Source organism: Pelomonas nitida, assembly GCF_043555975.1.
Classification (GTDB): Bacteria; Pseudomonadota; Gammaproteobacteria; order Burkholderiales; family Burkholderiaceae_C; genus Pelomonas; species Pelomonas nitida.
In genome coordinates this window covers 17787-44233 of sequence record NZ_JBIGIA010000001.1, presented here as the reverse complement: position 1 = coordinate 44233, position 26447 = coordinate 17787, and the positions used below count along the sequence as shown (strand labels likewise).

Below are 26447 nucleotides of genomic sequence, written 5' to 3'. Positions count from 1 at the left end.
TGATCAGTTGGGGACAGAGCTCCGCGCGCTCGCATCGGGCTGGCGCTCCGGTCTGTCCCGCAAGTTCATTAGTTCCGGACGGGCTTGCCGGTCTGCAGCATGCCCATGATTCGCTCTTGTGTTTTCGGGTTGTCGAGCAGCGAGCAGAAGTGCTTGCGCTCCAGCGCCATCAGGTACTCCTCCGTCACCAGCGAACCGGCCTCGACCTCACCACCGCAGACCACGTCGGCGATGGCCGCGGCCAGGTGGTAGTCGTGGGCGCTGACGAAACCGCCATCGCGCATGTTGGCGACCTGGCCCTTGATCGTCGCGATGCCGCTGCGGCCCGCAACCGGGAACATCGTCTTCAGCGGCGGGCGATAGCCGGCCTCGGCCATGCCCAGCGCCGTCGCGGTGGCCACGTGCAGCAGCTCGTCCTTGTGCGGCACGATGACGTCCGACTCCAGCAGGAAGCCGTTCTTGCGGGCTTCATGCGCGGAGGTGGCGACCTTGGCCGTCGCGGCGGTCAGGAAGCCGTCCTTCAGGAAGGTCAGCAGGTCGGCGCCGGCATTGCCAGCGGCGGCCATCTCGGCGGCGCGGCGGGCGATGTAGGTCAGGCCGCCGCCACCGGGGATCAGGCCCACGCCCACTTCGACCAGGCCCACATAGCTCTCGACATGAGCGACACGGCGCGCGCAGTGCACGGCCAGCTCGGCACCACCGCCCAGCGCCAGGCCGCGCATCGCGGCCACAACCGGCACGGCCGCGTAGCGCAGGCGCAGCATCATGTCCTGCAGCTTCTTCTCTTCCGGGGCGATGCCCTTGCTGCCCATCTTCATGAAGACGGGCATCAGGCTTTCCAGGTTGGCGCCGGCGGAGAACACGTCGTCCGGCGACCAGATCACCAGGCCCTGGTAGTCGGCCTCGGCGATCTCGACGGCCTTGAGCAGGCCCTCGGTCACGGCCGGGCTGATCAGGTGCAGCTTGGCGGTGATGGAGGCGATGACGACCTTGCCGTCCAGCGTCCAGACGCGCACTTCGTCGTTCTTGAACAGTTCGGTACCGCTCTTCAGCGGGTCGGCAGCGCCGGTGCCCAGCAGCGATTCGCGGAAGGCCTGGCGGCTGTAGACCGGCAGCTCGCTGCGCGGCTTGAACTTGCCCTCGGCGGCGCTCCACGAACCGGCAGGCGTGTGCACGCCACCGGCTTCGGCGACCGGGCCTTCGGTGACCCAGGCCGGCAGCGGCGCGCTGGACAGAGCCTTACCTTCGGCGATGTCGGCCGAGATCCACTCGGCGACCTGCTTCCAGCCGGCGGCCTGCCACAGCTCGAACGGGCCCTGGCTGCTGCCGAAGCCCCAGCGCATCGCGAAGTCGATCTCGCGCGCGGTGTCGGCCACGGTGTTCAGGTGCACGGCGGCGTAGTGGAAGCTGTCGCGCAGGATGGCCCACAGGAACTGGGCTTGCGGGTTGCTGGATTCGCGCAGCAGCTTCAGGCGGTCGGCAGGCTGCTTCTTGAGCATGCGGGCGACGATCTCGTCGGCCTTCTTGCCGCCGGCGACGTATTCACCCGTGGCGAAGTCCAGGCGCTGGATGTCCTTGCCGACCTTCTTGTAGAAGCCGGCGCCCGTCTTCTGGCCCAGCGCGCCCTTGGCGATCAGGCCGGCCAGCACGGCGGGCGTGGCGTAGGTGCCGTAGAACGGGTCATCCTTCAGGTTGTCCTGCATCGTCTTGACGACGTGGGCCATGGTGTCCAGGCCGACGACGTCTGCGGTGCGGAAGGTGCCGCTCGACGCGCGGCCCAGCTTCTTGCCGGTCAGGTCGTCGACGACGTCCACGCTCAGGCCGAACTTCTCGGCCTCGATCATCGTGGCCATCATGCCGGCGATGCCGACGCGGTTGGCGACGAAGTTGGGCGTGTCGTGGGCGCGCACGACGCTCTTGCCCAGCGACGTGGTCACGAAGGCCTCGAGCTGGTCGAGGATCTGGGCTTGAGTCGTCGGCGTGTTGATCAGCTCCACCAGCGCCATGTAGCGCGGCGGGTTGAAGAAGTGGATGCCGCAGAAGCGCGGCTTGATTTCTTCAGGGAGAACCTCGCTCAGCTTGGTGATCGACAGGCCCGAGGTGTTGGACGCCACGATGGCGTGCGGGGCGACGAAGGGCGCGATCTTGGTGTAGAGGTCGAGCTTCCAGTCCATGCGCTCGGCGATGGCCTCGATGACGAGGTCGCAGCCCTTGAGCACATCGAGGTGCTCCTCGTAATTGGCTTGCTGGATCAGCGCTGCGTCGGCCGCATCGCCCAGCGGCGCGGGCTTGAGCTTCTTCAGGCCGTCGACGGCCTTGGTGACGATGCCGTTCTTCGGGCCTTCCTTGGCGGGCAGGTCGAACAGCACGACCGGCACCTTGCAGTTGACGAGGTGGGCGGCGATCTGCGCGCCCATCACGCCGGCGCCGAGCACGGCGACCTTGCGGACTTGGAATCGACTCATGGGTTCTTGCTCCTAAAGATTCTGCTGTGTTTGCGGGACTGACCAGCCAGGCTTGCCCGACCGCTCCGTCCCCAACTGACTTGTCACTCGATGCGAACCCAGGTCTGGGTGCGACCGAACAGAGGGGCGCCGATGTAGCCGCGCACCTCCAGTTTGTTGCCACCGTCCACCGGCTTCAAGCGGGTGCGGTAGGTTTTACCGTTACTGGGGTCCAGGATCTCGCCGCCGGCCCAGACGCCATCGCCCTCGGCCTTGACGCCGCGAATGATCTGCAGCCCCACGAGGGGCTGGCCCTTGCGGTCGTCACTGCACTTGTCGCAACGGGCATCGGCCGCCGCGGCCGGCGCCAGCACCTTGTCGATGCTGCCCACAAGGGTGCCCCCCTGCTCGCTGATGCGGACCTGCGACTTCGCGGTTTTGCCGTCGTCGTCGATGGTCTTCCACAGGCCCACGGGTGTGGCTTGCGCCAAGGCAAGAGCGGGCAACAGCAGTGCAGCAGCGAACAGGGTTTTCATCGGGCATCCAGTCAGCGTGAGGCGTCGGCGAGGTGGCCTTAGAACAGCGCCTCGTCCATTTCCATCAGCGGCGCCAGGCCGGCGCGGCAGCTGCGGATCAGGCCTGCCGTCTCCGGCAGCAGCTTGGTGAAGTAGAAGCGGGCCGTGGCGAGCTTGGCGGTGTAGAACGGGTCGCCGCTGTCCTTCTTGGCCAGCGCGACCTTGGCGGCCTGCGCGAAGAAGAAGGCGAAGGTCATGTGGCCCACGACGCGCAGGTAGTCCACCGCAGCGGCGCCCACTTCGTCGGGGTTGCCGAAGGCCTTCATGCCCAGCTCCTGCGTGAGCTTGTTGACCTTGTCGCCCAGATCGGCGAGCGGGTTCACGAACTCCTGCATGGCTTCGTTGGTGCCCTCTTCCTCGATGAAGGCGGCGATCTTCTTGCCGAACTTCTTCAGCGTGGCGCCGTTGTTGCCCAGCACCTTGCGGCCCAGCAGGTCCAGCGACTGGATGGTGTTGGTGCCTTCATAGATCATGTTGATGCGCGCGTCGCGCACGAACTGCTCCATGCCCCACTCGTGGATGAAGCCGTGGCCGCCGAACACCTGCATGCAGTGCGACGTGGCCAGCCAGCCGTTGTCGGTGATGAAGGCCTTGACGATGGGCGTCAGCAGCGCGACTTCGGCCTCGGCGTCCTTGCGCTCGTCCTCGTCATCGCTCTTCAGCGCCTTGTCCAGCTGCAGCACGGTGTAGCCCTGCAGCATGCGGCCGCCTTCGGCGAAGGCGCGGGCGGTCAGCAGCATCTTGCGCACATCGGGGTGCACGATGATGGGGTCGGCCGGCTTGTCCGGCGCCTTGGGGCCGGAGAGCGCGCGCATCTGGATGCGGTCCTTGGCGTAGGCCACGGCGTTCTGGTAGGCCACTTCCGTCAGGCCCAGCGACTGGTTGCCCACGCCCAGGCGGGCGGCGTTCATCATGACGAACATCGCGGCCAGGCCCTTGTTGGGCTGGCCCACCATGGTGCCCACGGCGCCTTCCAGCACGATCTGCGCGGTGGCGTTGCCATGGATGCCCATCTTGTGCTCCAGGCCGGCGCAGAAGACGGGATTGCGGCTGCCCAGCGAGCCATCGGCGTTCACGTTGAACTTGGGCACGATGAACAGCGAGATGCCCTTGGAGCCGGCGGGGGCGTCGGGCAGGCGGGCCAGCACGAGGTGGACGATGTTGTCGGCCATGTCGTGTTCACCGGCCGAGATGAAGATCTTGGCGCCGGTGATCTTGTAGGTGCCGTCGGCCTGGGGCTCGGCCTTGGTGCGCAGCAGGCCCAGGTCCGTGCCGCAGTGCGGTTCGGTCAGGCACATGGTGCCGGTCCACTCGCCGCTGGTCAGCTTGGGCAGGTAGAGCGCCTTCTGCTCCGGCGTGCCGTGCGCATGCAGCGCCTCGTAGGCGCCATGGCTCAGGCCCGGGTACATCGTCCACGCCTGGTTGGCCGAGTTCAGCATCTCGTAGAAGAACTGGTTCACCGTGTGCGGCAGGCCCTGGCCACCGTATGCCGTGTCGCACGACAGCGCCGCCCAGCCGGCCTCGACGTACTGCTTGTACGCCTCCTTGTAGCCCTTGGGTGCTGTCACCTCGTGCGTGGCCTTGTCGAGCTTGCAGCCCTCGGCGTCACCACTCAGGTTGATCGGGAAGATGACCTCGGCGGCGAACTTGCCACCTTCCTCGAGCACCGCATTGATCGTGTCGGCATCGATGTCCTCGTGGCCGGGCAGCATCTTCAGCTCGTCAACGACGTTCAGCAGCTCGTGCATGACGAACTGCATGTCACGCATGGGCGGGGTGTACTGGGGCATCGGATACTCCTGGGGCGGTCGGTGATGAAAAAAGTATCAGCGCCGGGCGGCACTGGTCTGGGGAAGCTTGCTGACGCGCTCGAGCTCGAGGCCCGCCGGCGTCGCGTAGAACTGGATGGTGCGGTCGAAGCCCGCGCCGGCACGCGTCAACGCGCCGGGGATGCGCATGAAGCGCGCGTCATGATGCAGAGACAGGATCAGGCCGTGCAGCTCGAAGACGATCTGGTCGACATCGGCATCCGGGCGCAGGTGCTTTTCCTGCACGGACAACTCGATGGCCTTGTGCAACGCGGCATGCCAGGCCTTGACCATGGCCACGAGGGCGTCGCGCACAGGTCCCGGCCGGTCATCGAACTCCACGGCGCCGCTGATGTAGATGCAGCCGGAGTCGACCTCCACCGACACCCGGCGCACCCAGCGCTCGAACATCGCGCGCAGGCGCGGCAGGCCGCGCGGCTCGCGGATCGACGTGAAGAAGACCTCTTCCTCGAACTTGGCGTGGTACTCGGTGACGACCGCGATCTGCAGCTCCTCACGGGAGCCGAAGTGCGCGAACACACCGGACTTGCTCATGCCAGTCACGTCCGCCAGCGCGCCGATGGACAGCCCCTCCAGGCCCATGTGCGAGGCCAGGCCCAGCGCGGCGTCGAGGATGGCGGCACGCGTCTGCAGGCCTTTCTGCAGCGACCGCGCCACCCGCACCGGCTTGAGCGCGCGCAGCGGAGCGGCTTTCTTGGCAGGGACGGACGATGTGGGCAAGGGTCGCTGGAATAAAACGAACGATCGTTCTATTTTGCAGGTCACTCCTGTGACAGCGCCAGCTTGGCCCACCAAAATCCTAGGGTGAAACGCCTAATACAGGGGGCAACCAAGGGTATGCCCTGAGACCCCCTGGTCTCGCGCCGCTGGACGCGGGCGTGCCCAGCCGATCCCCCGAGGGGATGGCGATGCATGCGGCTTCGAGCCGCACGCACATCGCCAGGCGAGCCGGCTTGAGAGCGGCCCGGCGCTCGACACCGAAGACTGAACACGCCATGAAGCGTTGTCATGGCCCCGCGCTTGAGCGCTGGCGCGGTTCTCGCTAGGCTCCAGCCTGGAGGTGATTCTGTGGATGTGCTCCAGCTTGATGTCTCCGGCCGCCCCCAGGCGTGGATCACGACCCGGGAAGCTGCCGTGATCTATGCCAGTGACGGCGTCGCATGGACGCTGGGCGACCCCTGCCAGGTGCTGCGTGGCGGGTTGCAGCGTGTCACGGGCCGGCAGTCCCGCATCGAAGTGCATCCCATCATCGCGGTGCGTGGCGCCGTCCCCAGCCGGGCCTGGCGCCAGGCGCCGGCGCTGACCAACAGCAAGCTCTTCGTACGGGATCGCTTCATCTGCGCCTACTGCGGGCATCGCTACCTCACCGAAGACCTCACGCGCGAACACATCCAGCCCACGTCGCGAGGCGGCCTGGACACGTGGATGAACTGCATCACCGCCTGCCGATCCTGCAACGGCCGCAAGGGCAGCCGCCTTCCCGAAGAAGCGCACATGAGCCTGCTGTACCTGCCCTACGTCCCCAGCCTTCACGAGGACATGATCCTGCGCGGCCGTCGCATCCTGGCCGATCAGATGGAGTTCCTGCTCGCCAGCGTGCCGCGCTCCTCCCGGCTGCATGGGTAAAGACTTGTAGGCACAGCTGGCGGACAGTCAACGGCGGGAGAATTCCACGCGTTAGGGCTGCAGTCGTGCCCGAGGAGTAACACCCCATGTCCAAGCTCGTGACCTCACTTTCCCTGGCCGCCGCGCTCGTGCTGTCGGCCTGCGCCACGTCCAACCCCGACGTCATTCAGCGCGGTGACGCGCAGCGGATGTCCCAGGTCCAGGACGCCACGGTGCTGGCGTCCCGCTCCGTGGTCATCGACGGCTCGCAAAGCGGCATCGGCGGCGTGGCCGGTGGCGTGACCGGCGCCATCGCCGGCAGCTCCGTGGGCGGCCGCCGTGACGGCCAGGTGGCCGGCGTCATCGGCGCCGTGGCGGGTGCCGTCATCGGCAATGCCATCGAGCGTTCCACCACGCGTGAAGACGCGCTGGAGATCACCGTGCAACTGCGCAACGGCGAACGTCGCGCGATCGTGCAAGCCAAGGGGGCCGAGTCCTTCAACAGCGGCGACCCCGTCATCCTCGTGACCACCGGCGGCAAGACCCGCGTCATGCGCGCGCCGTCCGTCGTGCCCGCCGCCGCGCCCGCCACCAGCAGCTGACGGTTGCGGCCTGGGCCGGGCGGTCCTGCACGGACAATCCGGCCCATGAGCACCGACAACACCGCGCTGGACGAACCCGTTCACGAAGCCCGCCTGTGGCGCGACAACGGCTGGACCGCCCAGGTCATCAAGAACGAAGACGACGAGGGCTGGGCCGTGGCCATGTTCAAGGCCGGCGTCAGCGAACCTGCACTGGTCGGGCCGTGGACCATGGGGCGCGACAAGAAGAACCCCAAGCCGCTGGATGTGGCGGCCTTCAACACGTTGGTGAAGACCGCGTCGGAAGTCATCCGCCGCCACGAGCAGCAGCTGCACGCGCAACTGAACAAGACACTCCATGTCGCCCACGATGGCGTCTGGACCAAGGTCACGCTGGAGATCGTGCCCGCCGAAGACGAGCCCTACGGCTGGCTGCGCGCGCATGACGCCAGCGGCGCGGCGCTGGCGCAGGTCAAGGTGCCGGCCAGCTTTCGCTTCAATCAGACCACGGCGCAGGCCTGGGTGGACGCCGGATTCGAGCGCCCCGCCGGCCGCGATTGACGCGGCCGTGCTGCGCTTCAGGCACGCCCCTTGAGCGCCCGCCAGTCGCTGCGCAGCAGGCTCAGCGAGTGGCAATCCACATACTCGCCCGCCACGAAGATCACGCCGCGCTGGATGCCTTCATGCTGGAAGCCGCACTTCTCGGCCACACGGCGGGACGCGTGGTTGTGCACCGACATACCGCATGACAGCCGGTTCACCGGCCAGTTCTCGAACAGGTAGTCGACCAGCAGGCTGGCCGCCTCGGTCGTCAAGCCCTGCCCTCGCATGGACAGGTCGGCCATCGTCCAGCCGATCTCGCGTGCCGTCGTGTAGCGGGCCGCCGCGAAATGCACGACGTCGCCGATGACGCTGCCATCGATGAGGTGGCAGATGAGCAGCCGCTCCGCCTCTTCCCCGGCGAACCCGGTGTCCTTCCAGCGCTGGTCCACCGCATGCGGCGTCATCATGCGCGAGCCCAGGAACGGGCCGCGCACCTGCGGGTCCCCCGTCGTGCGCTTGAGCCAGGGCAAGTCGTCTTCCGTCACATAACGCAAGCCGACGCGTTGTCCTCGAATCATGACCCCTCCAAACTGTCTGCCAGCCGATCCCTGGTGCCGCATCGCGGTCCAGGCATTGTGCCGTCAGCACCCCGCCCAGCCCTCGGTAGGCTCACCGCCCGGCAGGTTCGGCGCGCCGGCATGCCGCATCAGTTGAAATACGGCCGCTCGTGCGCCAGCAGCAGCCGCTTGGCTCCCTCGCGCCAGGCCGGTGGCGCCTGGTTGCCCAGCCGCACCACGGCCATGCTGTAGGCCTGACCACGCAACTCGAGTGACAAGCCCTGCAGCAGCTTCTCGGCACCGCCGAGCGTCGCGGAGCTGGCCAGCGCCGCATGGAAGGCTTCCATGCGGCGCCATTGCTCGGGCTCGATCGCGCCCAGCGCGCCGTCGGGCAGCTCCGGGGCCGGCCAGCCTTCGCGCTCGGCAAGCGCCAGCGCCGTCCAGTACGTCTGCGCCTCCACGCCGGCACCGGCGGGCAGCTCGGCGGCGCGCTGCCGCAACTCGGCCGACGCACCGTCCGACGCAGCAGCCAGCCGCAGCAAGTGGGGGGTCGGCGCCGCGCTCACGGCTGCCGCCTGGTCGGGCTGACCCGCAGCCAGCTGGGCATAGCTGGCCGGTTGCGAGATGACCGAACCCGCGCGCACCTCGAATCCCAGCGCCGTCAGCAGCCGGCTCGGCGGGCCGAAGCTCTCGCCGTCGGCGCTCCACGGCGTCTCACCGAGCAAACGGCGCAGCCGGTTGGCCTCGATGGTGGCGAACGGCGCAAGCATGGGCTCCGCACGCGCGAGCTCGTAGTTGCGCAAAGCCACGCGCCAGCTGCCCGCGCCGGCCTCCATCCACGCGGCGCCATATGCCAGCCAGGCGTGATTCGGAAAGCGACGCAAGCCGTCGTGCAGCGCGGCGTCGCGCTCGGGGCCATCGGGCAGGCAGCGAGCGGCGAGGTAGGTGAGATCGCCATCTGCACCCGCCAGCGCCGCGCGGCGCCCCAGGTCGTCGCACATCGGCTTGAGCGCCTCGGCCGACAAGGTGTCGAAACGCTCGCGCAGCAGGTCCACATTGGCCGGCTCGCGCGCCAGTGCTGCCTTCATGATCCGCTCATAACCCGGGCGACCACGCAGCTGGCTCAGCCAGCTGACACGCACAGGCGAATTGGGTCGATCCCAGCGCAGATGCTGCTCGCTCAGCCGTTCGACGGCGGCGGCGTCGTTTTGCAGCAAGCTGAACTGCAGGCCCGGCGCCGCATCGGCCGCGCTGTAGAGCACGCGGCGTACCTCGGTCTGCCCTGCCTTCACGGACACGCTCGCCGGCGGATCGGCGAAGAAGATGTGCGCGTGCTGTGTCGACCAGCGAGGCGCGCCGACCACGCGGGGTGGCGGGTTTTGAGCCTCACGGCCGTAGCTGAAGGACAGTTCCACCAACGGCGCAGCGCCCGCAATGTTGTAGACCGGCTCTCCGGCGCCGTCGTCCAGCGCCACCTCGAAGCGCTCGATGAGCTCACCCTGAAGCGTTTCGGCGACGACGCCGAGGCGGCTGTCCGGGCCCAGCGACAGTTGGGCGCTGCCGAATGCCGGCAGCGTGACGGCCCGAACGCTGCCGAGCTTGACGCGCACCGGTCGATCCAGTCCGTTGAGCACATGGACGTTGATGTCGCCATAGCCCCCGCCGAAGCTCAGCACGCCGGCGACGATGGCGCCTGCCACGAGCACACGCGCCGCCGCGGCACCACGCCCCTGGGCCGCCAGAAAGCGCGCCCACAACGTGGGCTTGAGCGCGCGCGGGCGCTCGGCGCCCTCCAGCAGCACGGGGTAGCGGGAAGGCGTGGCGGGCAGCGCATCGTCCGGGAGCGAGGTCTGTGCCTCGCCGCAGGCCACGCGGGCTTCGGCATCCAGCAGTTCGCCCAGCACGGCCGCGCGCAACCGCCCCAGCGCCTGCTCCGCCTGGTCCAGCCAGCCGTCGATGACATTCAGCCAGTCGCCCAGGTTGTCGGCGCTCGGCGGCCCCAGCCTGAGCGGCCCCAGCACGGCCGCCCAGCTTTGAACATCCATGCGCTTGAGCGTCGCCGCATCCAGCCTCAACTGCCCGGCTTGTCCATGAAGGTCTTCCAACGCCTCGTGCAGTTCGTCGGCGGCAACCAGCACGCGCTTGCGCACGGACGCCGTGATGCGGCCGGCCGACAGCACCTGCACCGTGTGGGCCAGCACACCACGCAAGTCCCGCAGATTGGCCGACATGTGCTCGGCATAGTGCAGTTGCGCCAGCAGGCCGCGCAGACGGGCCTCGCTGCCATCCCCCAAGGCACGGGCCAGCGCCAGGTGAGTCTCGCGGGCCGCGCGGTCGTGGCGGCGCAGTTCAGCCTGCAACCTCAGGTGCTCGCCCGACGCCTTTTGCGCATCCACACGGCGCCAGCGGCGCACCGCCTCTCCCAGGCTGGCCGGGTACAGCGACACCAGCCGACGAATGCCGTCGGTACCGGCCGGCAGCTCGCCGACCAGTTCCTGCGGCGTCGCGACATGGCGGGTCAACGCACGGCCCAGGTAGACGCCGCGGTAGCGCGGGCGCGCCAGCTCGCCACCGAAATGCTGGTCCAGCGCCGCCTGCAACGCCGCGTCGTCGACCGGCTGCGCGGCTGCCGGCAGGTCGAACAGCCGGCGCGTGAGCTGCGTGCGCAGCGCCTGGGCATCGTGGAACAGCGTCCAGGCACTGCGGTCGTCCACCTTGCCGGAACGGTAGTCGGCCTTGGCGCGCGCCTCTCGTTCATGGTTGAGCGGGTGTGTCCGCCACATCTGCGGCACCGCACTGTCGGCGGTATCGAAGAGCCGCGCCGGCCCGCCACCTTGCACCGGCAGCCGACCATAGCGATCGTCGTCCAGCACCCGGCCGGTGCGCTCGGTGATGACGCTCTGCAGCGCGAACAGGTCCAGCACGCACTGCTCCCTGGCCTTGAGCTGGCTGGCGATGCCGACGGCCCGATCCCAGTCGCTGTCGGCCGTCTGCAGCTTGTAGAGCGCGTGCACGAGCGCGTCGCTGCCCGTCAGTGCGACCGCCACCGCGTCGGCACCGTACTCCATCTCGCGGCTCAGGCTGCGCTGCAGCAACTGCACGCCCGTGAAGACGCTGTCCACCAGGCTGCGGATCGCCCAGACGATGAGGCTCAACAGCCAGCCGATCCAGGCGACGCGAACGTCGAAATTCCCGAGCTTCTTCAGGAAGCTGTCCAACAGGTCGCGCTGCGCCACCAACCGCCCGGCGATCTGCTGTGCCACATAGACCCAACGGCCGACGGACATCGCCCGCTGCGCGAAATGCCCGAACTCGTGCGCGAGCACCGCGCGCAGTTCGCTGCGCGTCAGCACATTGACCAGACCGAGGCCAATCTCGAGGTTCTTCTTTGTCGGGAACAGCAGGTTCAGCGGCGAGAGGTCATAGAACACGGCGGCATTGACGCGTGCTGACAGCAGCACCCGATGCGGCCGGGGGGCGCCCACGGCGTCGGCCACGGCGTACAGCTCCGCGAACAGCGCGGGCTGCGAAGCCGGCTGAATCTCCAGGCTGTGGTCCTCGTCGCGGCGCTGGCGAAACAGCAGTGCCTTGAACATGAAGACGGCCAGCAGCAGCGCGCACAGCGCGACCAGCGCCGCCCACAGTGCGTCATCCCGGCCCGCGAGCGCACCGCGCCCCAGGCGCCAGGCCGTCCACGCAAACCAGCCGGCCAGGCCGAAATACGCCACCAGGAAACCGACCAGCGCCGCGACGGCGCCCCACACACGAAGACGGTAGCTGCGCGGCGTGGCCGCCGGCTCGAACGCCGGCCGCGACCCGGCGGGTTGCTGCTGCTGCAAGAAATCCTCCCATCAAGCGCCCGGGCTCGACGACCCGCGTGGCGCACTTTTGTCGCGGCACGATAGCGGCTTTCCAGCGGCGAAGCGTTGACAAACTGTTGCTGCCACAGGCCGGACCGCGTGGACAGCCCCGCTGCGTTGCAACGACAACACGATGCCCGCGCTCCGCCGCAGGCATCGACATCAGCCGCCGCCCCGGCGCGTCAGAAATGGATGCCGCGCATCATCTGCTGCAAGGCCACGGCCTCGGGTGACAGGCCACCCTTGCCCCCCTTCTCGCCCTTGGCAGCGTCGCTGTCGGGGAACATGCGGAAGGTGGTGTTCATGACGATCTGCGCGATGCGCGGCGCCACGGCGTGCAGCAGCTGGCCCGTCATGCCCAGCCGGGTGGCGATGCGCACGGGCTTGGCCGTGCAGGCCTGGGCGATCATCTCGGCGGCCTCCTCGGGCGAGAGCGTCGGCACGTTGTTGTAGATCTTGGTGGGCGCGATCATCGGCGTGCGCACCAATGGCATGTTGATGGTGGTGAACGTGACGCCCGTGTCGGCGAACTCGCTGGAGGCACAGCGCGTCCAGGCGTCCAGCGCGGCCTTGCTGGCCACGTAGGCGCTGAAGCGCGGCGCGTTCGTCAGCACGCCGATGGAGCTGATGTTGACGACGTGGCCACTCTTCTTCGCCGCCATGCCCGGCAGCAGGCCCATCGTCACACGCAGGCAGCCGAAGTAGTTCAGCTGCATGGTGCGCTCGAAATCGTGGAAGCGGTCGTAGCTGCTCTCGATGGCGCGGCGGATGGACCTGCCCGCGTTGTTGATGAGGAAGTCCACGCCGCCGAACTCCTCGGTGCACCAGCGAATGAGGCTGGCGGCGCCCTCCTCTTCGGCAATGTCGCAGGCGAACGCGTGCACCTGGGCGCCCTTGCCGGCGTGCGACTTGATCTCGGCCACTGCGGCGTTGAGCTTTTCGCTGTCACGTGCGCAGATGAGGGTGACCGCGCCGGCCTCGGCGAACTTGATCGCCGCCGCCAGCCCGATGCCCGACGACCCGCCGGTGACCAGCACCACCTTGCCGCCGGTCGCGCCCTTGAGCGAGCGATCGATGAAGAGGTCGGGGTCGAGGTGGCGCTCCCAGTAGTCCCACAGCCGCCACGCGTAGTCGTTGAGGTCCGGACAGGCGATGCCCGAGCCCTTCAGCGCGGCTTCCGTCTCTCGGCAGTCGAAACGCGTCGGGTAGTTGATGAAGGTGAACATGTCGTCCGGCAGGCCGAGGTCCTTCATGACCGCATTGCGGATGCGGCGCACCGGCGCAAGCGCCATCAGCCCCTTCTTCACGCTGCGCGGGATGAAGCCCAGCAGCGCCGCGTTGATGAACAGGTTCATCTTGGGCGCATGTGCTGCCTTGCTGAAGATGTCCAGCACATCGCCCACCCGGTAGCCCTGCGGATCGACGAGGTGGTAGCAGCCCTGGCCCTTGGTCACCTTGTGCGAGAGGTGGTCCAGCGCGTTGACGACGAAATCCACCGGCACGATGTTGATGCGACCGCCCTCCAGCCCCACGCTGGGCATCCAGGGTGGCAGGATCTGGCGCATGCGCTGGATCAGCTTGAAGAAGTAGTAAGGCCCGTCGACCTTGTCCATCTCGCCGGTGGTGGAGTCGCCCACCACCAGCGCCGGGCGGTAGACCGTCCAGGGCCGCTTGCACTCCTGGCGCACGATCTTCTCGCTCTCGTGCTTGGTCATGAAGTAGGGGTGATCGAGGTTCTCGGCCTCGTCGAACATGTCCTCGCGGAACACGCCCTCGTAGAGCCCTGCCGCAGCGATCGAGCTGACATGGTGCACATGCCGGGCCTCGACCGCCTGCGCGAACTCCACCATGCTGCGCGTGCCCTCGATGTTGACGGCCACCTGCGACTCCTCGTCGGCGCCCAGGTCATAGACGGCAGCCAAGTGATAGAGATAATCGATCTGCCCCTTCAAGCCTTTGACGACGTCGGCGGCCACGCCCAGCTTGCGGCTCGTCAGATCGCCATAGACGGGAATGGCGCGGGCTTTGGAAACACCCCAATACGCCAGCAGATCGGGTAGTTTTGCCGCGCTTTCCTCGCGCAGCAGGAAATGCACGACGCTGCCGCGCCGGGCCAGCAGCCGCTTGACGAGCCGCTTGCCGATGAAGCCGGTGGCGCCGGTGACGAAATACTGCATGCGTAGGTCTCCTGCTTGTCGCGTTTGTGCGGATTTTCCCCAGTGTCGCGAACGGCCCGGTGGGCACTTTCCCGGGGCCGCTCGGAGGTGAAGGTAGAGCGCCCACACTAAGGCCGTCTGCACCGGCTCGCCGGGCCGCGGCTACAGTGCTTCTCGCGCAATCCGCGAACTCGAAAGGACACCCATGGTCAAGAAGCTTCAGAAGATGGCTGACAAGAAGAAGGCAGCTGCCGCCAGCGGCTTCCCGGCCGGGCTGCTCGACAGCGCGGTGGCGCAGAACGTGAAGGACAGTGCGCAGCACATCTGGGCTGCCGGCCTCGCCTCTTTCGCCAAGGCACAGGGCGAAGGCGCCAAGGTGTTCGAGGCGCTCGTCTCCGAAGGCTTGAAGCTGCAGAAAAAGACGCAGTCCGCCGCCGAGGAAAAGCTCAGCGCCGTGGCCAGCAAGGTCAGCAGCGTCGCCGGCGATGTGGGCAGCAAGGCCGGCCAGCAGTGGGACAAGCTGGAGAACATCTTCGAGGCCCGCGTGGCCAAGGCACTGCAGGGCCTGGGCGTTCCCAGCAAGGCCGACATTGACGCGCTGATCGAGCGCATCGACGCGTTGGCCAAGGCCGCCGGCGCGCCCCCCGTAAAGAAGGCCGCGGCCAAGAAGAGCGCAGCCACCGCCAAGAAGTCGCCGGCTGCCGCGCCCGCACGCAAGACCGCCTCGGCCAAGCCCGCAGCCAAGAAGGCCGCACCCGCCAAGAAGGCCCCGACCGCGCGCAGTGCCACGGCCCGCAAGACCCAGCCGGTCGCCCAGGGTTGACGCACCGCTGACGCGCTCTGACCATGCGCGGGCAACGGGCGCCAGACGGGCTCAAGCGCCGTTCCGCCCGCCAGATGGGCGGGCGCCCACGCATCGGCCTGGCACTGGCCGGCGGCGGCCCGCTGGGGGCCATCTACGAGGTCGGTGCGCTGTGCGCACTGGAAGAGGCCATCGACGGCCTGGACTTCACGGCCTGCGACGGCTACATCGGCGTCAGCGCCGGGGCCTTCATCGCGGCCGGCCTGGCTAACGGCATGACGCCGCGCCAGCTGTGCGCCGCCTTCATCGAGAACACGGCCGCTGCGCCGGACCGTTTCGACCCGGGTGCGCTGCTGCAGCCCGCCTGGCATGAGTTCGGGCACCGGCTGCGCCTGGTGCCGCAAGTGCTGGCTGGCGCAGCCCGCGAGGTGCTGCTGGAAGGCCGCTCGGCGCTGGGCGCCATCGAGCGACTGGGGCGGGCGCTGCCCACCGGGCTGCTCAGCAGCGAGCGCTTCGGCGCGGCGCTGAAGCAGGTGTTCACCCAGCCCGGGCGCAGCGACGACTTTCGCCAGTTGCGCCGCCCGCTGGTGCTGGTCGCCACCGACCTGGACAGCGGCGAGGCCGTGCCCTTCGGCGCGCCGGGCTGGGCCCACGTGCCCATCTCGCAGGCCGTGCAGGCCAGCGCCGCACTGCCGGGCCTGTTCCCGCCGGTGGAGATCGACGGCCGGCACTACGTGGACGGCGCGCTGAAGAAGACGCTGCACGCGTCGGTGCTGCTGGACCGTGGGCTGGACCTGCTCATCTGTCTGAACCCGCTGGTGCCCTATGCCAGCGACCGGCGCTCCACCGCCCGCGAAGACCGTTCGCGCCGCGCGCGCGGCCTGGCGCGTCGGCTGGGCCGGCCGGCCGGGCGCGCGCTGCAGCCGCACATTCACCGGCTGGTGGACGGCGGCCTGCCGCTGGTGCTGTCGCAAACCTTCCGCGCCCTCATCCATTCGCGGCTGGCGCTGGGCATGAAGGGCTACGAGCTGACGCATCCGCAGACCGACATCCTGCTGTTCGAGCCCGACCCGCGCGACGCCGAGCTCTTCCTGGCCAACACCTTCAGCTACCGCCAGCGCCGCCATCTGGCCGAGCACGCCTACCAGGCCACACGCGCCCTGCTGCGCGAGCGCGCCGACACGCTGGCCCCTCAGTTCGCCCGCGCGGGCCTGCGCCTGCGCGGCGACGTGCTTGCCAACCGCGACGCGCGCCTGCTGCCCGAGCCCGGTGACACGCGCCTGGATCAGGCCCTGCGCTCGCTGCGCCGCTCGCTCAGCCAACTGGAAGCCCGCGCGGCCTGAAGCACCGCCGCGCGCAACGGGCCGCTACGCGTCCACAAGGCGGCGCGTGATCGCCGCGCGCAGCGGCGGCAGGTGGCGGGCGATGTCGATGACGGCACGCCGCAGCGCGAGCACGGGTGCGCGGTCGTCCGTGAAGAAGCGCACCAGCGCGTTGGTGCCGGCATAGATGGGCCCCGCCTCACGGCGATGTTCGGCTTCGTAGGCAAGCAGGCCCGCGAGTTCGCCGGGGTCACGGGCCGCATCCAGCCGCCGCGCCAGCGCTTCGATGCCGTAGAGCCCCAGGTTGTAGCCATGCGCCGTCACCGGGTGCATGCCCACGGCGGCGTCGCCGATCAGCGCAAACCGTGGCGCGACGAAGCGCTCGGCCCACACGGCCACCAGCGGGTACACACGGCGGGCGCCGGCCACGCGCATCGCACCGAGCCGGGCATCGGCGGCTGCCGTGATCGCCGCCGCCAGCGCGGCATCGTCCATGGCCGCCAGGCGCGGCAGGTCGGCGTTCGCCACCGTCCACACGGCCGAGCTGCGCCCGCCGTTCATCGGCAGCAGCGCCAGCGTATGGCCGGTCAGGAAGCACTCCTGCGCCAGCCCCTCGTGATCCCGCTCGTGAGCCAGCGGCACCAGCAGCGCGCTGCGGCCGAAGTCACGGTGCCGGGCGCCGATGCCGGCCAGCCGGCGCAAGGTGGAGAAGCGGCTGTCCGCCGCCACGACCAGCGGCGCCGCGTGGACCTCGCCGCACTGCGTGCGCAGCCGGGCCACATGCACCTCCGCCTCGAACCCCACGACCGTGCGGCCGCACAGCACCGGCACGCCGCGCTCGCGCACGCCCGCCCAGGCCGCTGCACGCAGGTGCCGGTTGGACACCAGCCAGCCCAGCTCCTGCCCGCCCGCCTCGAAGGGCAGCGCCGTGCGCGAACCACTGGAGCGCACGCTGGCGCGGCGCAGTGGCGCGATGTCCGGCAAGTGCGACCACAGGCCCAACGCCTGCAGCAGGCGGCGCGATCGATGGGTCAGCGCGATCTCGCGGCCATCATCCGGTGGCGCCGCGAGCAAGGCCTCGTCGGCCTGCTCCAGCACCTGCACGGCCAGGCCGCGGTCGTGCAGTGCACACGCCAGCGCCAGGCCGGTGGGGCCGGCGCCGCTGATCAACACCTGGGGAGCGAAGGAAGCAGGGGCAGTCATCCGCGCAGCCTAGTGAAGCGCGCCGCCCGCCGCCTTGACCGACATCAGAGATCTATGCCGCCAGGCCATGGCCCGGGCGTCAAAGCGCCTCGGCATCCAGCTCGCGCTCCTCCAGCGTCTGCAACTCGACGAGCCGCCGATACAGACCGCCCTCCAGCCCCATCAGCGCTTCGTGGGAGCCACGCTCCTCCAGCCGGCCGTGGTGAAGCACCAGGATCTGGTCGGCTGCGCGGATGGTGGACAAGCGGTGGGCGATCGCGATGACCGTCACCCGGCCATGCAGCGCCGCCAACGCCTCGCCGATGCGTGCCTCGGTCTCGCTGTCGACGTTGCTGGTGGCCTCGTCCAGGAACAACAGGCGCGGCGCGCCGGCCAGCGCACGGGCCATGGCCAGCAGTTGCTTCTGACCGGCCGACACGCGGGCGCCGCCCTCGCCCAATCGAGTGTCATAACCTTGGGGCAGTGCGGCGATGAAGTCGTGCGCGCGCGCCGCGACAGCCGCCTGCTCGACGGCCGCGTCGCTGATGCCGGCCCGCCCCATCGAGATGTTCTCGCGCACGCTGGCCGACAACAGGAACGGCTCCTGCGGCACCAGGCCCACGGCATCCCGGAAGGCCGCGTCCGGCACCGCCTGCAGCGGCTGCCCGTCCACGGTGATGCGGCCTTGCTGGGCCGTGTAGAAGCGCAGCAGCAACGACAGCAGGGTGCTTTTGCCGCTGCCCGTGTGGCCGACGACACCGGTGAACGAGCCTGCGGGCATGTCCACGTCGATGTGCTGCAGCACCGGCCGCGCAGGGTCGTAGCCAAAGCCCAGCCCCTCGACACGCAGCGCACCCTGCGTGATGGGCTGACCGTCCTGCGGCGGCCCGCGGTGCTCGTGTTCCTCCAGCAGCACCTTCACCCGCGAGGCCGCCACCATGGCCTGCTGCAGCTGGCCGAACTGCATGGTGATCTGGATCAGCGGCTCGACGACGCGCGCGATGTAGGCCAGGAAGGCATACAGCAACCCCACCTCCACGGCCCCCAGCGGCCCGGACAGGTCACGCCGCCCGAATCCGTAGAGGACCGTGACGATCAACAGCACGTTCAGCAGATCCAGCGCCGGGCGCAGCAGCCAGGCGTTGGCGCGCAGCTCGGCGATGCGCGACTCCCAGTGCTGGGCGTTCACCGCCTCGAAGCGCGCGCCGAACCGCTCCGCCGCGCCGGCCGCCTGCAGCACGGCCATGCCCGCCATGCTCTCGGCCATCTGCGCGTTGATGTCGCTGCGCAGCTGCCGCGTGCGCGCCACGGCCGGCGCCGACAGCCGCTGGTAGGCGCGGATGATGACCACCATGGCCGGCACCAGCGTGGCGACGACCAGCATCAAGCGCCAGTCCAGGAACGCCATGGCGACCAGCGAGCCGGCGACGACGATGGACGAGTCCAGCATCACATACAGCACCTGGCGGTAGAGCTGGTTGACGGATTCCGTGTCGTTGGTGACGCGGCTGACGAGCTGACCGGTGATGGCCTTGTCGAAGAAGGCCATGGGCAGCGCCAGCACATGCGCGTAGACCCGCTCACGCAGCCGCAGCACCGAGCGCCGCGCCACGCCGGCCATGCGCGACAGCTGCGCGTAGCGCAGCCAGGTGGACGCCCAGCCCGTCAGCAGCACCAGCGCAAGCAGCCCCGCCATCGCGCCGATGTCGTAGTGGCCGGGCAGCAGGTGATGGTCGATGTAGCGCTTGCCGAGGATGGGCCCGACGGCCTCCAGCCCGGCCGCCAGCAGCAGCCACAGGCCGCCGCGGATCAGGTGCGAGCGCTCCGGGCGGGCGGCGTCCAGCAGCAGGCCGACGCCTTGCCAAGTGCGCTCTCTTTGCATCATCAAGGCCTTCCCCAGCGCAGGAGCGCAGGCGCGCGACACATCCAGCAGCCGCCACCGAGCCGGCTTTGCCGGGCGGTCGGCGGCGCCCCTTTGAGGAGGCCGGTGAAGCCGGTAGGGGGTGGGCTCATAACGTCGCCTCGATCTGTTGATAGCGCCATTGCGAGGCATACCAGCCACCCAGCGCCAGCAGCTGCGCGTGCGTACCGCGCTCGATGACGCGGCCCTGCTTCAGCACGATGACTTCGTCGGCCTCCATGACCGCCGACAGCCGGTGCGCGATGACGATGACGCTGCGGTCGGGCCGCGCGGTGCGCAGCTCGCGCAGATGGTCGAGGATGGCCGTCTCGGTGCCGGTGTCCACGGCCGATAGCGCGTCGTCCAGCACCAGCAAAGACGCGTCGGCCAGCAGCGCCCGCGCGATGGCGACGCGCTGCCGCTGGCCGCCGGACAGTGTCACGCCGCGCTCGCCGACCTCAGTGGCGTACCCCTGCGACAACCGGGCGATGTCGTCATGCACGGCTGCCAGCCGGGCGGCGGCCTCGATGTCGGCCGGCGTCGCACCGGGCTTGGCCAGCGCGATGTTGTCCGCCACCGTTGCCGAGAACAGGAAGGGCTCCTGCGGCACCCAGGCGATGTGGGCGCGCAGCGTGGCCAGCGGCAGTTCGGGCAGCGGCACGCCACCGAGCGTCAGCCGCCCCGCATCGGGCTCGGCCTGGCGCAGCAGCAGGCGCACGAGCGTGGACTTGCCGGCGCCGGTCGCGCCGACGATGCCCAGCGTCTTGCCGGGCGCGAGCGTGAGGTCCACGCCATCCAGCGCCGGCCTTGATCTGGCCCCGGCACCGGGGAAACTGAACGTCAGCCCTTCGGCCCGCAGCGTCGCGCCGGCGGGCAACGCCGCCCTGCCCTCGTCGGTGAGCGTCAGTGGCGCGTCCAGCACCGGCGCCAGCCGCGCCCAGGCCGCCCGGCCGCGCTCCAGCAGCGCCAGCACCCAGCCGGCGGCGAACATCGGCCAGATCAACTGGCCCAGATACATCGTGAACGCCGTCAACTGGCCGATGCTGATCTCGTGCCGCGCGACCAGCCAGCCCCCCACGGCCAGCGCGATGGCCGTGGCCAGGCCTAGCGTCATGCCCACCGCCGGCTCGTAAGCCGCCTCCCAGCGCTGCGAACGGAAGGCAGCCTCGGCGGCGTTCTCCGCCAGCTCGGCGAAACGCTGCTCGCTGCGGTGCACGAGGCCCAGCGCGCGCAGCGTGCGCACACCCGCCAGGCTCTCCTGTACCTGCTGGTTGAGGTCGCCGAAGCGCGTCAGCGAATCCTGCGCGGCCTGGTGCAGGTGCCGGGAGATCCACCAGAACGCCAGCCCCATCAACGGGAAAGGCAGCAGCGCCGCCAGGCCCAGCCGCCAGTCGATGGCCACCGTCATCATCGCCAGCACCAGCAGCAGCGTCTGCGTGCCGTCGAAGCCCGCGAGCATGGCCTCACCGGCGGCCTGCTCGACGGCATCGATGTCGTTGGTGGCCAGCGCCATCAGGTCACCCGTGCGCTGGCCCTGGAAATAGGCCGGCCCCTGCAGCGCCAGCCGCCCGAACAACCGTGTGCGCAGCCGCGCGCCGAGCTGGTAGGCCGCCTTGAACAGCAGCAGCCGCCAGCCGACGCGCAGCAGGTAGATCACCAGGCCGGCCGCCACGAGCAGCCCCAGCTGCCCGATCAGCGCCTGCCCCTGCAGGCCGCCGGCCACGAGCGTGTCGACGACATGGCCGACCTGCCGAGGAATCCAGACGGTCATCGCCGCGATGCAGCTGAGCATGGCCCCCGCTGCACCGTAGGCGCGCCAATGCTCGCGCACAAAGGCAGCGAGCATGCGGGTGAGTGTGAAGGCGTGGCCTGAAGCAGCAGAGACAGACATGCGGCGGGGAGCGTATCGCGAGGCCGGGATCGTCACCGGAAGGCGCTTCAGGTTAACGAGGTGAATCGTTCCCAATTTCTCCCAAGACAGGTCTGATCGCCGCCGGACGCCGGGACACCAGCCACAACCCCGCCCAGGTCAGCGAGCCGATGAGCACCAGCAACTCCAGCCCGATCTGGTAACCCCCCCACGGCTGCCCGAAGTCCAGCACGGCACCCACCAAGGGGGCGGCGATGCAGATGACCACCAGGGCACGACCCGACACCGGTCGCGGCGTGAACATCGCGAACGCGAACAGGCCCAGCAGCGGCCCGTAGGTGTAGCCCGCCAGCTTCAGGATCAGGAACACCATGCTGGCGTTGTCCAGCACCTTGAAGCCCAGCACCAGCAACAGAAACAGCGCCGCAAAACCGAAATGCACGCGCCGCCGCGTTCGCACGTCGTCGCGCGACACACGCAGCAAGTCCAGGCAGGTGCTGGCTGTCAGCGCGGTCAGCGCCCCATCGGCACTGGGCAGCAACGCCGACACCAGCGCCAGCACGAACACCACCTGCACCCAGGCCGGCAGATGCTGCATGACCACCGTGGGGAACAGCGCGTCGCCCTTGGCCGCGAGCCCATGCTCCCGGGCGAACAGCGTCAGCAGACCGCCCAGCAGCAGGAAGGCGCCGATGACCACCACCAGCAGCCCGGCCAGCAGCAGCAGGTTCTTCTGCGCATCGCGCAGCTTCGCCACCGACAGGCTCTTCTGCATCATCTCCTGGTCCAGCCCCGTCATTGCGATGGCGATGAACATGCCGGCCAGCAGCGCCTTGACGGAGAAGTCGCGGCTCAGCGGGTCGGTCACCCACACGCGGCTCAGGCCGGCGGCGTCCAGCTGAGCAAATGCGTCGGGCCGCCACAGCAGCGCGATGCAGACTCCCAGGCCGGTCAACATGCCGGCCGTCTGCAGCATGTCTGTCCACACCAGCGCCTTCACGCCGCCCTCCACCGTGTAGAGCAGGATCATCGCCAGCACCACTGCCGCGCCGGCGACGAACGGCACGCCCAGCGGGCCGAGGATGAGCGAGTGCAGCACCTGCACGACAAGGTAGAGCCTGGCCGTGGCGCCAACGGTGCGCGACAGCACGAAGTAGCCGGCACCCAGCCGCCGCGCCGGGGGGCCCAGGCGCTCGCCCAGCAGCTCGTAGATGGAGGCCACCCCTAGTCGGTGATAGGCCGGCAGCAGCACGAAGGCAATGGCCACATAGCCGGCCACATAGCCCAGCGTGACCTGGAGGTAACTGAAGCCGCTGGCCGCAACCGACCCCGGCACGCTGATGAAGGTGACGCCGGAAAGCGACGTACCCACCATGCCTAACGCAACAACCAACCAGGGACTTTCCCTGCCTCCCACGTAGAAACCCTCAGCCCCGGAACCGTGCGAGACGCACCGCGCCAGCACCAGCAGCAGGGCGAAATAAGTGAGAACCCCGAGCAAAAGCAGTGCAGGAGACATGGTGAACATACGAAGCCAGGAGACCCCCCATGAACGTGGTGGGTCAAATCGTCATGAAGGGTCAATAGGATGCGCGCCGCTTCCCGAAATTCTTACTAAATAGTCATGCGCATCAAGCTCCTGGTGTCTCTCCTCGCGGCGGCATTCGCCACGCCCGCCGTGCTGGCCTCGACGAGCGGCGTCGTCATCAGCCAGCTGTACGGCGCGCATGGCAATGTGTATGCAAGCGACTATGTCGAGCTGCACAACACCAGCACGGTGAGCGTGAGCTTGAGCGGCTGGTCCATCCAGTACGCCAGCGCAACCGGCACCGGCAACTTTGCGGGCAACGGCGTGACTGCACTGTCCGGCAGTATCGCCCCGGGTGGCTACTACCTCGTCAAGCTCACCAGCACCACCAGCGGCACCGCGCTGCCCGCGGCCGACGCGACCGGCACACTCAACCTCGCCGGCGCGGCCGGCAAGGTGGTGCTGGCGAACGTGGCAACCGGCCTGGCCTGCAACGGTGGCTCCGCGGTCTGCTCGGCCGCACAGCTCGCACAGATCGAAGACCTGGTGGGCTATGGCACCGCCAACTTCTTCGAAGGCAGCGCTGCCGCGCCGGCCGCTTCCACCTCGCTCGCGCTGTTCCGCGCCGGCAACGGCTGCACCGACACCAACAACAACGCCGCCGACTTCGCCACCGGCACGCCCGCGCCGCGCAACAGCGCCAGCGCCGCGCTCAGCTGCAACGGCACGCCGATCAACCAGCCCATCGTGCCCAACTGCCCGGACCAGACCGCCACCGCCGGCACGGCCAGCAGCTTCGCCGTCAGCGCGACCGACGCAGACAGCAAGGTCGACAAGGTCACCGTCGTCGGCAGCCTGCCCGCCGGCGTGCTGCTCGGCAGCTTTGTTGCCGCCGCAGAGAACGGCGCCGCCGCGACGCAGACCTTCGACGTCGCCGCCAGCGTCGCCGTCGGCGCCTACAACATCGGCCTGAAGTGGGAGAACGACGCCGTCCAGAGCGCGAGCTGCACCGTCAAGCTGACCGTGGGCGGCACCATCACGATCCCGGCCATCCAGGGCTCAGGGGCCAGGAGCCTGATGGACGGCAACACCGTCACCGCCCGCGGCGTCGTCACCAAGCTGCTGAACAACGGCTTCTACCTGCAGGACCCTGACGGCGACAACGACGTCACGACCTCCGACGGCATCTTCGTCTACACGAACACGGCGCCGACCGTTGCCGTCGGCGACAAGGTCAGCGTCACGGCCAAGGTGCAGGAGTACTCGGTGTCCACCAGCGCCGCCAGCCAGGCTGCCCCGCTGACCGAGCTGAGCAGCGTGTCCAACGTCACCGTGCTCAGCAGCCACAACGCGCTGCCGCAGCCCGTCGAGGTGAGCCTGGCCGCGCTGGCAGCCCAGGCCGACATGGAGCGCTACGAGGGCATGCTCGTGCGCATCGTCGACCCGCTGACCGTCAATCAGACCAACTTCGTCGGCAGCTACGGCCAGCTGACGCTGTCGGCCGGCGGCCGCACGCTGACGCCCACCAACGTGCTGCGGCCGGGCCCCGCCGCGCTCGCGCTGCAGGCGGCCAACCTGGCACGCAGCATCGTGCTGGACGACGGCAGCTCGCTGCAGCTGCCCAACCCGACGCCCTACCTCTGGCAGGACGGCACCGTGCGTGCCGGCGACACGGTCGAGGGCGTGGTCGGCGTGGTCGACTTCGGCCCGTCGACCGACTCCACCAGCGGCTCGCTGGCCTACAAGATCCATCCGACCGCAGCGCCCGTCTTCGCACGCCCCCTCGCCCGGCCCGTCACGCCACCGGCCGTGGGCGGCAACATCAAGGTGGCCAGCGCCAACGTGCTGAACTACTTCACCAGCGGCACCAGCGGCGCCTTCGTGGCCGGCAGCCCGAGCTGCAGCGACTGCCGCGGCGCCACCTCGCTGACGGAGTTCACGCGCCAGCGCACCAAGATCCTGGCGGCGCTGTCGGGCCTGAACGCCGACGTCGTCGGCCTGATGGAGATCCAGAACAACGCCAGCAACTTCGCCGTGCAGAACCTCGTCGACGGACTGAACGCCACGCTCGGCGCGGGCACCTACGCCGCCGTGCCGCTGCCCACCCTCATCTCCTCCGGCGGCGCCGGCACGGGCACGGACGCGATCCGCGTGGCGATGATCTACAAGCCCGCCAAGCTCGCGCTGATCGGCCCGTCCATGGCCGACACCCACAGCATCAACAACCGCCCGACATTCGCCCAGGGCTTCGTGGCGCCCAACGGCGAGAAATTCGCCGTGGCCGTGAATCACCTCAAGTCCAAGGGCAGCTGCGGCAGTGGCGCCAACGGCGACACCGGTGATCTGCAAGGCTGCTGGAACCTGCAGCGCCAGCAGCAGGCCCAGCGCCTGCTGGACTGGCTGCCAACGGTCAAATCCACCGCCGGCACCGACGACGTCATCCTGATCGGCGACTTCAACGCCTATGCGCAGGAAGACCCCATCCACGTGCTGACCAGCGCCGGCATCGTCGACCTGGTGGGCCAGTTCGACCCGGCCGACTACAGCTATGTGTTCGACGCCAGCGCGGGCCGGCTGGACCACGGCCTGGGCACCGCCACCATCGCGCCCAAGGTCACCGGCGCCACCAGCTGGCACATCAACGCCGACGAACCCGAGTGGACCGACTACACCACCAAGGACAAGGCCGCCGGCAACGACTGGTACCAGCCCACGGCGTTCCGCGCGTCTGACCATGATCCGATGCTGATCGGGCTGAATCTGGTCAAGTCGATCGCTGGCACCAGTGGCAACGACACCATCGCCGGCACCGACGGCGACGACGTCATCGAAGGCGGCCTGGGCCGCGACACGATCACCGGCAAGGGTGGCCGCAACCAGTTCGTGTATCGCACCGGCTCCGATGGCCTGGACACCGTCACGGACTTTGTGCCCGGCAAGGACACGCTGGTGTTCACGGCCCTGTTGAAGAACGTCGGCATCACCAGCGCCGATCCGTTGGCCACCGGTCACGTCACCTGCACCGCCCAGAGCGACGGCGCGCTGATCGGCTACGACCCCGACGGTTCCGCCGGCAGCGCGGCCTCCCGCCCCGTGGTCAAGCTCAAGGGTGTGCTCTGCTCCGCGATCAGCAACGCCTCGTTCAAGTTCTGAGTCAACGCAAGGACAACAAAACCATGAAATTCCGTCCCCTGCTCATCGCCGCCGCCGCCCTGATCGCCGCCTCGGCTCAGGCTGCCACGGTCAACTTCAGCGGCACCATCGACGCCGGTCCGCTGACCACCGAGACGTTCTTCGGCAGCTACGACGTGGACACCTCGGTGCTGGCCGGTAGCGGCTTCGAGAGCCTGTCCCTGACGGACTTCTCGCTGACGTTCCAGCTCACCAGCTACGCGCTGACGGCCGGTGCCACTGCCGACTACCAGGATGGCGTCTTCCTGGGCCTGACCTACAGCTACGCCGATGCGGGCAAGACGCTGAACATGACCTCGGGCAGCATGGATCTGACCGACGCCTTCCTGCACTACCAAACGACTGGCGGCATCGAAAGCAGCGGCGGTTACCGTATCTCCGCCGTCCCCGAGCCCGCCAGCCTTGCGCTGGTGCTGGCCGGCCTGGGCACCGTGGGCTTTGTCGCCCGCCGCCGCCAGGCCTGAGAGACCCTGCGTCGTTTGAACGGCCCGCCTCGGCGGG

General features: G+C 69.0%; 18 protein-coding genes. 7 read left to right on the top strand and 11 right to left on the bottom strand.

From position 1 onward, the window contains the following. Positions 1–68 precede the first annotated feature (68 nt). The 4 genes from ACG00X_RS00180 to ACG00X_RS00165 all read right to left on the bottom strand — a co-directional run bounded on the left by ACG00X_RS00180 (position 69) and on the right by ACG00X_RS00165 (position 5529). Positions 69–2465: a 3-hydroxyacyl-CoA dehydrogenase/enoyl-CoA hydratase family protein gene (locus ACG00X_RS00180; RefSeq protein WP_394485764.1), complete on the bottom strand. Its 2397-nt coding sequence runs from the start codon at positions 2463–2465 to the stop codon at positions 69–71. 83 nt (positions 2466–2548) lie between these two features. Next, positions 2549–2980 (bottom strand): DUF2147 domain-containing protein, encoded by a 432-nt coding sequence (locus ACG00X_RS00175; RefSeq protein WP_394485762.1) that lies wholly within the window; start codon positions 2978–2980, stop codon positions 2549–2551. 38 nt (positions 2981–3018) lie between these two features. Continuing rightward, on the bottom strand, positions 3019–4809 hold the full coding sequence (locus tag ACG00X_RS00170; protein ID WP_394485760.1) for an acyl-CoA dehydrogenase C-terminal domain-containing protein: 1791 nt from the start codon (positions 4807–4809) through the stop codon (positions 3019–3021). A gap of 36 nt (positions 4810–4845) precedes the next feature. Then, entirely contained in the window at positions 4846–5529 is a 684-nt protein-coding gene (locus ACG00X_RS00165; protein WP_394486349.1) for a TetR/AcrR family transcriptional regulator, read from the bottom strand. Between the two features lie 387 nt (positions 5530–5916). On the opposite strand from ACG00X_RS00165, the gene ACG00X_RS00160 reads away from it, so the two are divergent. From ACG00X_RS00160 to ACG00X_RS00150, 3 genes are all read left to right on the top strand, one after another. After that, a complete protein-coding gene (locus ACG00X_RS00160) occupies positions 5917–6474 on the top strand; it encodes an HNH endonuclease (protein WP_394485759.1) in 558 nt (185 codons plus the stop codon). A gap of 86 nt (positions 6475–6560) precedes the next feature. Further along, the gene (locus ACG00X_RS00155) at positions 6561–7055 is read left to right on the top strand and encodes an outer membrane lipoprotein (protein WP_394485757.1); all 495 of its coding nucleotides are present in this window, start codon (positions 6561–6563) and stop codon (positions 7053–7055) included. A gap of 45 nt (positions 7056–7100) precedes the next feature. Beyond that, positions 7101–7595, top strand: coding sequence for a hypothetical protein (locus tag ACG00X_RS00150; RefSeq protein ID WP_394485755.1), 495 nt, complete (start codon positions 7101–7103; stop codon positions 7593–7595). A gap of 17 nt (positions 7596–7612) precedes the next feature. On the opposite strand, the gene ACG00X_RS00145 is transcribed toward ACG00X_RS00150, so the two are convergent. From ACG00X_RS00145 to ACG00X_RS00135, 3 genes are all read right to left on the bottom strand, one after another. Further along, entirely contained in the window at positions 7613–8155 is a 543-nt protein-coding gene (locus ACG00X_RS00145) for a GNAT family N-acetyltransferase (RefSeq protein WP_394485753.1), read from the bottom strand. Positions 8156–8283: 128 nt separating this feature from the next. Further along, entirely contained in the window at positions 8284–11973 is a 3690-nt protein-coding gene (locus ACG00X_RS00140; protein WP_394485751.1) for a M48 family metallopeptidase, read from the bottom strand. 203 nt (positions 11974–12176) lie between these two features. After that, positions 12177–14171, bottom strand: coding sequence for an SDR family oxidoreductase (locus tag ACG00X_RS00135; RefSeq protein WP_394485749.1), 1995 nt, complete (start codon positions 14169–14171; stop codon positions 12177–12179). A 184-nt stretch (positions 14172–14355) separates the two neighbouring features. On the opposite strand from ACG00X_RS00135, the gene ACG00X_RS00130 reads away from it, so the two are divergent. Together ACG00X_RS00130 and ACG00X_RS00125 are read left to right on the top strand one after the other, a co-directional pair. Beyond that, positions 14356–14973: a phasin family protein gene (locus ACG00X_RS00130; RefSeq protein WP_394485748.1), complete on the top strand. Its 618-nt coding sequence runs from the start codon at positions 14356–14358 to the stop codon at positions 14971–14973. A 23-nt stretch (positions 14974–14996) separates the two neighbouring features. Further along, on the top strand, positions 14997–16295 hold the full coding sequence (locus ACG00X_RS00125) for a patatin-like phospholipase family protein (RefSeq protein ID WP_394485746.1): 1299 nt from the start codon (positions 14997–14999) through the stop codon (positions 16293–16295). Positions 16296–16319: 24 nt separating this feature from the next. Here ACG00X_RS00125 and ACG00X_RS00120 read toward each other — a convergent pair whose 3' ends face one another. From ACG00X_RS00120 to ACG00X_RS00105, 4 genes are all read right to left on the bottom strand, one after another. After that, entirely contained in the window at positions 16320–17477 is a 1158-nt protein-coding gene (locus tag ACG00X_RS00120) for an FAD-dependent monooxygenase (RefSeq protein WP_394485744.1), read from the bottom strand. 79 nt (positions 17478–17556) lie between these two features. Continuing rightward, entirely contained in the window at positions 17557–19338 is a 1782-nt protein-coding gene (locus tag ACG00X_RS00115) for an ABC transporter ATP-binding protein (RefSeq protein WP_394485742.1), read from the bottom strand. 127 nt (positions 19339–19465) lie between these two features. Then, positions 19466–21202 carry an ABC transporter ATP-binding protein gene (locus tag ACG00X_RS00110; RefSeq protein WP_394485740.1) on the bottom strand — a complete coding sequence of 579 codons (1737 nt, stop codon included), beginning with the start codon at positions 21200–21202 and terminating at the stop codon, positions 19466–19468. 97 nt (positions 21203–21299) lie between these two features. Then, positions 21300–22745 (bottom strand): sodium:solute symporter, encoded by a 1446-nt coding sequence (locus ACG00X_RS00105; protein ID WP_394485737.1) that lies wholly within the window; start codon positions 22743–22745, stop codon positions 21300–21302. Between the two features lie 105 nt (positions 22746–22850). Between ACG00X_RS00105 and ACG00X_RS00100 the strand changes: the two genes are divergently transcribed. Both ACG00X_RS00100 and ACG00X_RS00095 read left to right on the top strand, forming a co-directional pair. After that, positions 22851–25907 carry an ExeM/NucH family extracellular endonuclease gene (locus ACG00X_RS00100; RefSeq protein ID WP_394485736.1) on the top strand — a complete coding sequence of 1019 codons (3057 nt, stop codon included), beginning with the start codon at positions 22851–22853 and terminating at the stop codon, positions 25905–25907. A gap of 23 nt (positions 25908–25930) precedes the next feature. Continuing rightward, a complete protein-coding gene (locus tag ACG00X_RS00095; protein WP_394485734.1) occupies positions 25931–26410 on the top strand; it encodes a PEP-CTERM sorting domain-containing protein in 480 nt (159 codons plus the stop codon). Positions 26411–26447 lie beyond the last annotated feature (37 nt).

Coding starts and splice junctions, on each gene's coding strand:
- ACG00X_RS00180 (WP_394485764.1), bottom strand. CDS start 2,465: ATGAGTCGATTCCAAGTCCGCAAGGTCGCCGTGCTCGGCGCCGGCGTG.
- ACG00X_RS00175 (WP_394485762.1), bottom strand. CDS start 2,980: ATGAAAACCCTGTTCGCTGCTGCACTGCTGTTGCCCGCTCTTGCCTTG.
- ACG00X_RS00170 (WP_394485760.1), bottom strand. CDS start 4,809: ATGCCCCAGTACACCCCGCCCATGCGTGACATGCAGTTCGTCATGCAC.
- ACG00X_RS00155 (WP_394485757.1), top strand. CDS start 6,561: ATGTCCAAGCTCGTGACCTCACTTTCCCTGGCCGCCGCGCTCGTGCTG.
- ACG00X_RS00150 (WP_394485755.1), top strand. CDS start 7,101: ATGAGCACCGACAACACCGCGCTGGACGAACCCGTTCACGAAGCCCGC.
- ACG00X_RS00145 (WP_394485753.1), bottom strand. CDS start 8,155: ATGATTCGAGGACAACGCGTCGGCTTGCGTTATGTGACGGAAGACGAC.
- ACG00X_RS00135 (WP_394485749.1), bottom strand. CDS start 14,171: ATGCAGTATTTCGTCACCGGCGCCACCGGCTTCATCGGCAAGCGGCTC.
- ACG00X_RS00130 (WP_394485748.1), top strand. CDS start 14,356: ATGGTCAAGAAGCTTCAGAAGATGGCTGACAAGAAGAAGGCAGCTGCC.
- ACG00X_RS00125 (WP_394485746.1), top strand. CDS start 14,997: ATGCGCGGGCAACGGGCGCCAGACGGGCTCAAGCGCCGTTCCGCCCGC.
- ACG00X_RS00120 (WP_394485744.1), bottom strand. CDS start 17,477: ATGACTGCCCCTGCTTCCTTCGCTCCCCAGGTGTTGATCAGCGGCGCC.
- ACG00X_RS00115 (WP_394485742.1), bottom strand. CDS start 19,338: ATGCAAAGAGAGCGCACTTGGCAAGGCGTCGGCCTGCTGCTGGACGCC.
- ACG00X_RS00110 (WP_394485740.1), bottom strand. CDS start 21,202: ATGCTCGCTGCCTTTGTGCGCGAGCATTGGCGCGCCTACGGTGCAGCG.
- ACG00X_RS00105 (WP_394485737.1), bottom strand. CDS start 22,745: ATGTCTCCTGCACTGCTTTTGCTCGGGGTTCTCACTTATTTCGCCCTG.
- ACG00X_RS00100 (WP_394485736.1), top strand. CDS start 22,851: ATGCGCATCAAGCTCCTGGTGTCTCTCCTCGCGGCGGCATTCGCCACG.
- ACG00X_RS00095 (WP_394485734.1), top strand. CDS start 25,931: ATGAAATTCCGTCCCCTGCTCATCGCCGCCGCCGCCCTGATCGCCGCC.